Here is a 7938-nt window from a genome sequence, read left to right as displayed (position 1 = left end):
GGTGCGGCCGGGCGGCGGTCCCCGCACCCGGCCAGCGCCAGTCCGGCCCCGGCGGCCAGCAGGGCGAGGCGCGCCGGTCCGGATGCGATGCGGGCGTTCACGGCTCTGTCAGACATGGAACGAGGCTAGCACGTCGGGCGCTGGAATCTCGACCCCGGCCGCCGGGCGGGGGGTTGACGGCGACGGCCGGGGAGGGTCGGGAGGGGCATGACATTCGACCAGATCGCCGCGCTCTCGGTCCTCACGGCCGTGGTCGGGGCGCTGATCCACGGCCGGGTCCGCGCCGATGTGACGGCCCTGACCGGGGCGGCGGCCCTGCTGCTGCTCGGTGTCGTGCGCCCGGTCGAGGTCCAGGGAGCCTTCGCCAGCCCGGCCGTCATCGCCCTCGCCGGCCTGTTCGTGATCGCCTACGCCGTCGAACTGTCGGGGCTGCTGGGCCTGATGATCCGCCAGGCGACCCGGCTGGCCGCGCGGATCGGGGCCACCGGGGTCTGGGCGGTGATCGGCATGTGCGGCGTGCTGGGCGGCTTTCTCAACAATACGCCGGTGGTGGTGCTGGCCGCGCCGGTGATCCGGGACGTGGCCCAGTCGCTGAAGCTGTCGCCCAAGCGGTTCCTGATGCCGCTCAGCCATGTTTCGGTGCTCGGCGGGCTGACCACCCTGATCGGCACCTCGACCAACCTGCTGGTCAACGACATGGCCGGCAACGCCGGCCAGCCGGTGTTCAGCCTGTTCGAGATCACCCCGGTGGGCCTGTTCATCGCCGTGATCGGCGGCCTGTGGCTGTATTTCGTCGGGGCCCGGCAGCTGGGCCGCAGCGTCGCCGCCGACGAGGCCGAACAGGCCCGGCTGGCCGAGATGGAGGAGGCCCGTCGCCGGGCCGAGCTCGAGGCGGCGGCGCGGCGGCGGCGGATCCTGCCCTTCAACCTGCCGCGCCTGGGCGAGGCCCGCACCCATGACGACGGCTCCGGCGACGCCCATCTCGGCGACGTGGCGCTGTTCGGCGCGGCCGACCGGCCGTTCGACCTGCGCCGGGCCCTGATCGCGCTCGGCGTCTTCGTCACCGTGGTGATCGCGGCGGGGCTGGGCTGGGCGCCGATCGCCGCCGCGGCCTTCGCCGGCGCCGTCGCCCTGATCCTGCTGAGGGTCATCACCGCCGAGGAAGCCTATGCCGGGCTCCGTCCCGAAATCCTGCTGCTGATCGCCGGCATGGTCGTGCTCGGCATCGCCGTCGAGGTCACCGGCCTGGCCGCCGCCGGGGCCGGCCTGCTGGTCGAGGTGCTGCGCCCGTTCGGACCGCTGGTCGGCCTGGTGATCCTCTACGGGGTCACCCTGTTCGCCACCGAGCTGCTGTCGAACGCCACGGTGGCGGTGCTGATCACCCCGGTCGCGGTGGCCCTGGCGGAGAGCTTCGGCGTCGATCCGCGGCCGTTCCTGGTCGGGGTGATGATGGCCGCCTCGGCCGCCTTCGCGACGCCGTTCGGCTATCAGACCAATGTGCTGGTCTATCAGATGGGCGGCTACAGCTATATGGACTTCGTGCGCGTCGGCGTGCCGCTGAACCTGGTCACCTGGGTGGCGGCGATGATCGCCATCCCGATGTTCTTCCCCTTCTAGACGTCGAGGTCCATCGTCACCGGGGCGTGGTCGCTGGGCTGGGTCCATTCGCGGACGCTGTCGTGGATGCGGGCGCTGGCGGGGACCACGGCGGAGGTCAGGCCCGGCGAGGTCCACAGGTGATCAAGGCGCAGGCCGCGGTTGGACTTGCGGAAGTCGGCGGCGCGGTAGCTCCACCAGCTGGCCAGTTTCACCGGTTCGGGGATCTGGTCGCGGACCACGTCGGCGAAGCCGCCGGCGGCCTGCAGTCGGCGCAGGGTCTCGACCTCGACCGGGGTGTGGCTGACGATCTTCGACATATAGCGGTGGTTCCAGACGTCGTTCTCGCCGGGCGCGATGTTGAAGTCGCCGGCCAGCACCAGCGGCCGTCGCCGGTCGCGGACGGCCATCTCGGCGGTCAGGCGCTCGTAGAAGTCCAGCTTGTGGTCGAATTTCGGATTCAGCGAGCGGTCGGGCAGGTCGCCGCCGGCCGGGATGTAGAAATTCTGGATCTCGACGCCCTCGACGGTGACGGCGACGCAGCGGGCGTGGCCCTCGCGGCAGACGTCCAGGCGCGGCGCCTCGCCGATCGGCCGGCGGCTGGCGATGGCCACGCCGTGCCAGCCCTTCTGGCCGCCGATCCTCAGATGGGGCAGCCCCATGGCCTCGAAGGCGGCCCGGGGGAACTGGTCCTCGAGGCATTTGATCTCCTGCAGGCACAGGACGTCGGTCCCGCTTTCGGCGACGAAGCGGGCGACCTGGTCGATGCGCAGGCGGACGGAGTTGATGTTCCAGGTGGCGATGCGAAGCATTTTTTCCGGGGGCGCGGTCAGAAGGCTCCGCCTTCTCGACCCGACGCGCCCCGGGCGCAAGCGCCCCGCGCTCAAGCAGCGAGCGACCGCGTCGCGAGCGTTAGCGCACAAAAAAGCGCCCGGTCCTGGCGGGCCGGGCGTTTCAGGTTCGTCTCTCTCGCCGCCGGGAAGGGGATGAAATCCGTAGCGGGTCAGACCGGCTCCCGCCGATCTGTGGCCAAAACAACACGCCCGACAAAAAATGTCAAGACGGACTCGCCTGACGGGCGACTCAGTTGCGGCGCGGACGCCGGGTCGGGTCGCGCAGCTGGAACAGGCTGGCCGACAGGCCCGGGGCGGGGCGCAGGCTGGTCAGCTGGGTGCGGGTGCGGCCGCCCTGGGCGTCGATGATGGTCCATTCCTGCAGCCGGACCGGATCGCCGGCGAAGGCCAGGACCACCGATCCGTCGTTCGGGCGGCGGTTGTCGCGGGCGGTGATGGCGAAGGCGCCGGAGTCCATGCGCGTGACCCGGTCGATGCGCACGCCCTGGTCCAGCCGGACGGTGCGGGCGAGGAAGGTCGACAGCGGCGTCTGGCCCAGCGGCGCCTGGCGGAAGACGTTCAGGCGCGGGTCGTAGCGCTTCACGTTCGAGCCGTCCGAGACCACCAGCAGGCCGGCCGGGTTGGTGTATTCGAACCGCATCCGGCCGGGCCGCTGCAGGTAGAAACGACCTTCGCGGCGCTGGGCGCCCGAGGTCTCGACAAAGGCGCCCTGGGCCGAGGTCAGGCCCTGCAGATAGGCCTGGGCCCGGGCCAGGACGGCGCGGTCCTCGGCCGACAGGTTGGACTGGGCGACGGCCGGCAGGGCCGATCCGAGGGACGACAGGCCGGCGAGGGCGGCGGTTCCGAGCGCGAAGGCGCGGCGTGAGACGGTCATGATGTCTTCTCCCGTTCGGGATGGTCGAGGATGCCGTCTTGCACGAGGGGTCTGGCGAGGGCGTGACCCCAGCCTGACCATATTCCGGCGCTGCGATGAAGCGTCATTCATCATTCCCGGTTCCCGGGATGATGAATGCATTTTGGTTGGGCCGCGGTCGTCGGCCCTTCGGGACCTCCCGACCCGACGCGGCCTGGCGCTTCGCGCGTGATCTGCGCTCAAGTAGCGAGCCGCCGCGCGGCGAGTGGTAGCGCGCCTACGCCATAGGCGGAGGCCCCGCCAGGATGTCGCGCTTGCCGGCGTGGTTGGCCGGGCTGACCACCCCCTCCTGCTCCATCCTCTCGATCAGCGAGGCGGCGCGGTTGTAGCCGATCTGCAGACGGCGCTGGATATAGCTGGTCGAGGCCTTGCGGTCGCGGGTGACCACGGCCACGGCGCGGTCGTAGAGATCGTCGCCCGAACCGCCGCCGCCGTCGTCGAAGGCGTTGTCGCCATCCCCGTCCGGGTCGTCGGTGATCAGGTCGAGGTAGTCGGGCTCGGCCTGGGCGCGCAGATGCTTGCAGACCTCATCGACCTCCTGATCGGTCACGAACGGCCCGTGCAGGCGGGTGATGCGGCCGCCGCCGGCCATGTAGAGCATGTCGCCCTGGCCGAGCAGCTGCTCGCCGCCCTGCTCGCCGAGGATGGTGCGGCTGTCGATCTTGGAGGTGACCTGGAAGCTGATCCGGGTCGGGAAATTGGCCTTGATGGTGCCGGTGATGACGTCGACCGACGGGCGCTGGGTGGCCATGATCAGGTGGATGCCGGCGGCCCGGGCCATCTGGGCCAGACGCTGGACGGCGCCCTCGACGTCCTTGCCGGCGACCAGCATCAGGTCGGCCATCTCGTCCATGACCACGACCAGATAGGGCATCGGCTCGGGACGGATCTTCTCGCTCTCATAGACCGGGCGGCCCTGGTCGTCGAAGCCGGTCTGGACGGTGCGTTCGAAATGCTCGCCCTTCTCCTGGGCGGTCCGGGCGCGCTCGTTGTAGCTGGCCACATTGCGCACGCCGAGCTTGGACATGCGGCGGTAGCGGTCCTCCATCTCGCGCACGGTCCACTTCAGGGCGATCACCGCCTTCTTCGGATCGGTGACCACCGGGGCCAGCAGGTGCGGGATGCCGTCGTAGACGCTGAGCTCCAGCATCTTCGGGTCGATCATGATGAAGCGGCACTCGGCCGGGCTGTGGCGGTAGAGGATCGACAGGATCATGGCGTTGACCCCGACCGACTTGCCCGAGCCGGTGGTGCCGGCGATCAGCAGGTGGGGCATGCGCGCCAGGTCGGCGACATAGGGCTCGCCGCCGATGGTCTCGCCCAGCGCCAGCGGCAGCAGGTGGGCCGGCTTGTCGTATTCGCTCGAGGCCAGCAGGTCGCGCAGATAGACGGTCTCGCGCCGGGCGTTGGGCAGTTCGATGCCGATGGCGTTGCGGCCCGGAACCACCGAGATGCGGCAGGCGCGGGCCGACATCGAGCGGGCGATGTCGTCGCTGAGGGCCACGACCCGGCCGTGCTTGACGCCGGGGGCGGGGACCAGTTCGTACAGGGTCACGACCGGGCCGGGGCGGATCTGGTCGATGGCGCCGCGGACGCCGAACTCCTGCAGCACGCCCTCGAGCATCCGGGCGTTCTGCTTGAGCGCCTCCTCGTCGACCGAGGCGACGCGCCTGGCCGGCTTGGTCAGCATGGCCAGCGGCGGCAGGTCGAAACCGGTCGAGGGCCTGGCGAAGTCGAAGGCGGCCTGGCTGTCGTCGAGCTCGCGCTTCGAGGCCCTCGGGGCCTTGACGGCGGCGACCTTCGGCTCGGGCGCGCCCCGCGCCGGAGCGGGCGCGTCCCAGGGCGGCGGCGAATCGAGGACGTCCGGGCCGTCGTCGAGCTCGAGCACCGGCCGGGCGCGCGGCGGAGCCTTGGCGGCGACACGGCGGGATTTCGTCTGCGGCGGCTCGGGCTGGCGGACGCCGCGGGCCCAGGCGAGACCGTCTCCGACATCGGCGAACCTCAGACCGACGGCGTAACCGATCCCCCACAGGGCCAGAGGCAGGAACAGCAGGCCGGCGATGACGGGCGCGCCTGGCAGGCGCAGAGCGTCGCACGCCATTCGGATCAGGCCGACGATGGCGTCACCCCACAAACCGCCCAGACCGGCGGCCAGAGGCCAGGCGGCCGGTGCGGCGAGGGCCGACAGCGCCGCCGACAGGGCCAGAACCCCGCCGGTGGCCGACAGGGCCTTGAGCGGCGTGGGCTTCAACCTTTGCTGGATGGCGTCGCCGATGGCGGCGGCCAGGCCGAAGGCGATCAGCAGAACCGCGGCGGGCCAGGCTCCCAGTCCCAGCGACTGCATGAACAGATCGGCGAACAGGGCGCCGTTCAGGCCCAGCCAGTTGGTCGGGGCCGCGCCCGAGGCTGCGTTGAGGCTGGGATCGGCCGGATTCCACGAGATCAGCGCCCCCAGCAGCAGGGCCGCGAGCAGGGCCTGGAGCACGCCGCGGAATTTCACCGCGATGGGCGCGCCCCAGACAATGCGGGCGCCGACCCAGGCGCGCTGGCCGATGGCGAGGGCGGCGGACATACGGGAACGGACTCCGGAGACAGACGAGCAGACGGTCCCTTGTCGCCCGGGCAGGGTTAAGAGGCTGTTTACCAGCGGCCCCGGAGAGCGTTCACAGGATCACGGCGGCCACGGGCCTGCGGGGCGAGAAGGGCAGGACAGGGCCCCGGCCGAAGCGCAGCACCAGATCCGGCCGCAGCCCGGCCTCGCCGACAAGGGCCGCGAGGGCCGGCCTCAGCCCGGCCACCTCGACCGGCTGGTTGACGAAGGCGCAGCTAAGGTCGAGGGCCGTGGCCGCGAGCATGAACCTCTGGCAGGCCCGTCCGACCGTCATCCAGTGCGCCCGGTCAGGGCGCTCCGCCAGGAACACCGCCAGGCCGGACGAGGAGTCGATCTGGCGGGCGTACCGCTCGTTCTCGGCCGCGGCGCCGACGAATCGGTCGAAAGCGAACCCGCCGAGGCCGGCGGGCAGGACAGGACTGCCGCTGGCGGCCGAATACAGGCCGTCGCCGGTCCGCATGGCGTCGCCCGGATTGAACCGAAGCCAGTGCTTCAGCTCGGCCATGAAGGCTGGATCGGTCATCTGGGCCTCATTGCCGGCGACGACCAGGTCCCGCGCCTGATCGATCCGTGGTCTGTCGGTCAGGAGGATCAACCGCACCCCGGGCGAGTCCGTCGCGCGTCGCAGGGTTTCGAGGTCGCGGTTCGAAACGGGCCGGCCGTCATAGAGCGTCCGGCTGGATCGGCGCGCGGGGATGGCGGCGAACAGCGGATCGGCCCGGGCCGGCCCCTGGTCGAACACATACCGGGCGCCCGTCTCGTCCAGCGACAGCGCGCCGGGCCGTCCCGTGGCCGTCGCGGCGATCCGCAGGTTCTCGGCCGCGCAGCCCAGGCTGACGAACAGATGATGATCGTCCGGATCGACCACGGGCGTCCGCCGCGAGAGATCGGGAAGGATGTCTATCGCCCCGGCCCCGATCCGGAACCGCCAGGGCTGGGTGTTGTGGCCGTTCGCGGCCAGGGTCCCGTACCGGATCAGATCGGCCACGGCCGGATCGGGCGGCGCGGGCGTGCGCAGCCGGGCCGAATAACGGTCGTAGTCGGCGCTCGATCCCACCGAGGTGCGCCAGCCGACGACGCCCGCGCCGCCCGCCAGAGCCAGCGCGCCCGCGCCAATGAGCCAATTCCGCCTGTCCACCGCCGTCCTCCGCCCTGAGCCATAGCGCCGCAGTCTCGAGAGGGCTTTGACCTCGCTCAATCGCGGCGCGAAAAGGGAGCATGGCCGACGCGGAACACCATGACCTTATTATCGCCGGGGCGGGGCTGGTGGGGGCGACCTTCGGGCTGGCCGCAGCGCGGGGCGGGCTGAAGGTGGTGCTGATCGATCCCCAGCCGTTCGACGCCCAGCTGGCGCCGAGCTTCGACGGGCGATCGACGGCCATCGCCTTTTCGACCTTCCGCATGCTGGATGCGCTCGGCGTCGGCGCGGCTCTGCGGCCCCACGCCTGCCGGATGGACCGGATTCTGGTCACGGACGGGCGACGGCCCGGCGCGGCTTCGCGGTCGGCCTCGTCGGCCTTCCTGCGTTTCGACGCCGACGAGATCGGCGACCGGACCGACGGCGAGCCGCTGGGCTATATGGTCGAGAACCGACGCATCCGCGTGGCCCTGGCCGATGCGGTGGCGGCGGCCGGCATTGAGGTGCGGGCGCCGGCGGCGGTGGTCGGGGTCGAGGCCGGCGCGGCCCTGTCGCGGGTGACCCTGGCGGACGGATCGATGGTCGAGGCCCCGTTGACCGTGGGGGCCGAGGGTCGTACCTCGCCGGTCCGCGAGGCCGCCGGCATAGACACGGTCGGCTGGGGCTATGGGCAGAGCGGGGTGGTGGCCACCGTGTCCCTAGGACGGGACCACGGCAATGTGGCCCATGAGTATTTCCTCCCCTCGGGTCCGTTCGCCATCCTGCCGCTGACCGACCGTCGGGCCAGCCTGGTGTGGACCGAGACGACGCGGCGGGCCGAGGCGCT

At 71.4% G+C, this 7938-nt stretch carries 6 protein-coding genes; 2 read left to right on the top strand and 4 right to left on the bottom strand.

All coding sequences use genetic code 11. The annotated features are described in order from the left end of the window. Window positions 1–207: 207 nt before the first annotated feature. Entirely contained in the window at window positions 208–1617 is a 1410-nt protein-coding gene (locus tag Q0588_RS06775; RefSeq protein ID WP_298744930.1) for an SLC13 family permease, read from the top strand. On the opposite strand, the gene Q0588_RS06770 is transcribed toward Q0588_RS06775, so the two are convergent. The 4 genes from Q0588_RS06770 to Q0588_RS06755 all read right to left on the bottom strand — a co-directional run bounded on the left by Q0588_RS06770 (window position 1614) and on the right by Q0588_RS06755 (window position 7112). Then, the gene (locus tag Q0588_RS06770; protein ID WP_298744928.1) at window positions 1614–2408 is read right to left on the bottom strand and encodes an exodeoxyribonuclease III; all 795 of its coding nucleotides are present in this window, start codon (window positions 2406–2408) and stop codon (window positions 1614–1616) included. The two genes, Q0588_RS06775 and Q0588_RS06770, sit on opposite strands and share 4 nt — an antisense overlap. A 271-nt stretch (window positions 2409–2679) precedes the next feature. Further along, window positions 2680–3324: an outer-membrane lipoprotein carrier protein LolA gene (locus Q0588_RS06765; RefSeq protein ID WP_298744926.1), complete on the bottom strand. Its 645-nt coding sequence runs from the start codon at window positions 3322–3324 to the stop codon at window positions 2680–2682. Between the two features lie 256 nt (window positions 3325–3580). Continuing rightward, complete coding sequence (locus tag Q0588_RS06760) at window positions 3581–5935, bottom strand: DNA translocase FtsK (protein ID WP_298744924.1); 2355 nt, start codon at window positions 5933–5935, stop codon at window positions 3581–3583. 91 nt (window positions 5936–6026) lie between these two features. Next, window positions 6027–7112, bottom strand: coding sequence for a Tat pathway signal protein (locus Q0588_RS06755; RefSeq protein ID WP_298744923.1), 1086 nt, complete (start codon window positions 7110–7112; stop codon window positions 6027–6029). A gap of 80 nt (window positions 7113–7192) precedes the next feature. On the opposite strand from Q0588_RS06755, the gene Q0588_RS06750 reads away from it, so the two are divergent. Continuing rightward, on the top strand, window positions 7193–7938 hold a 746-nt coding region (locus Q0588_RS06750), incomplete at its 3' end, for an FAD-dependent monooxygenase (RefSeq protein WP_298744921.1).

Origin of the sequence: uncultured Brevundimonas sp., assembly GCF_937870815.1 — a bacterium.
Classification (GTDB): domain Bacteria; phylum Pseudomonadota; class Alphaproteobacteria; order Caulobacterales; family Caulobacteraceae; genus Brevundimonas.
The sequence above is the reverse complement of the archived record's forward strand: the minus strand, read 5'-3'. Positions and strand labels throughout refer to the sequence as shown.

Coding starts and splice junctions, on each gene's coding strand:
- Q0588_RS06775 (WP_298744930.1), top strand. CDS start 208: ATGACATTCGACCAGATCGCCGCGCTCTCGGTCCTCACGGCCGTGGTC.
- Q0588_RS06770 (WP_298744928.1), bottom strand. CDS start 2,408: ATGCTTCGCATCGCCACCTGGAACATCAACTCCGTCCGCCTGCGCATC.
- Q0588_RS06765 (WP_298744926.1), bottom strand. CDS start 3,324: ATGACCGTCTCACGCCGCGCCTTCGCGCTCGGAACCGCCGCCCTCGCC.
- Q0588_RS06760 (WP_298744924.1), bottom strand. CDS start 5,935: ATGTCCGCCGCCCTCGCCATCGGCCAGCGCGCCTGGGTCGGCGCCCGC.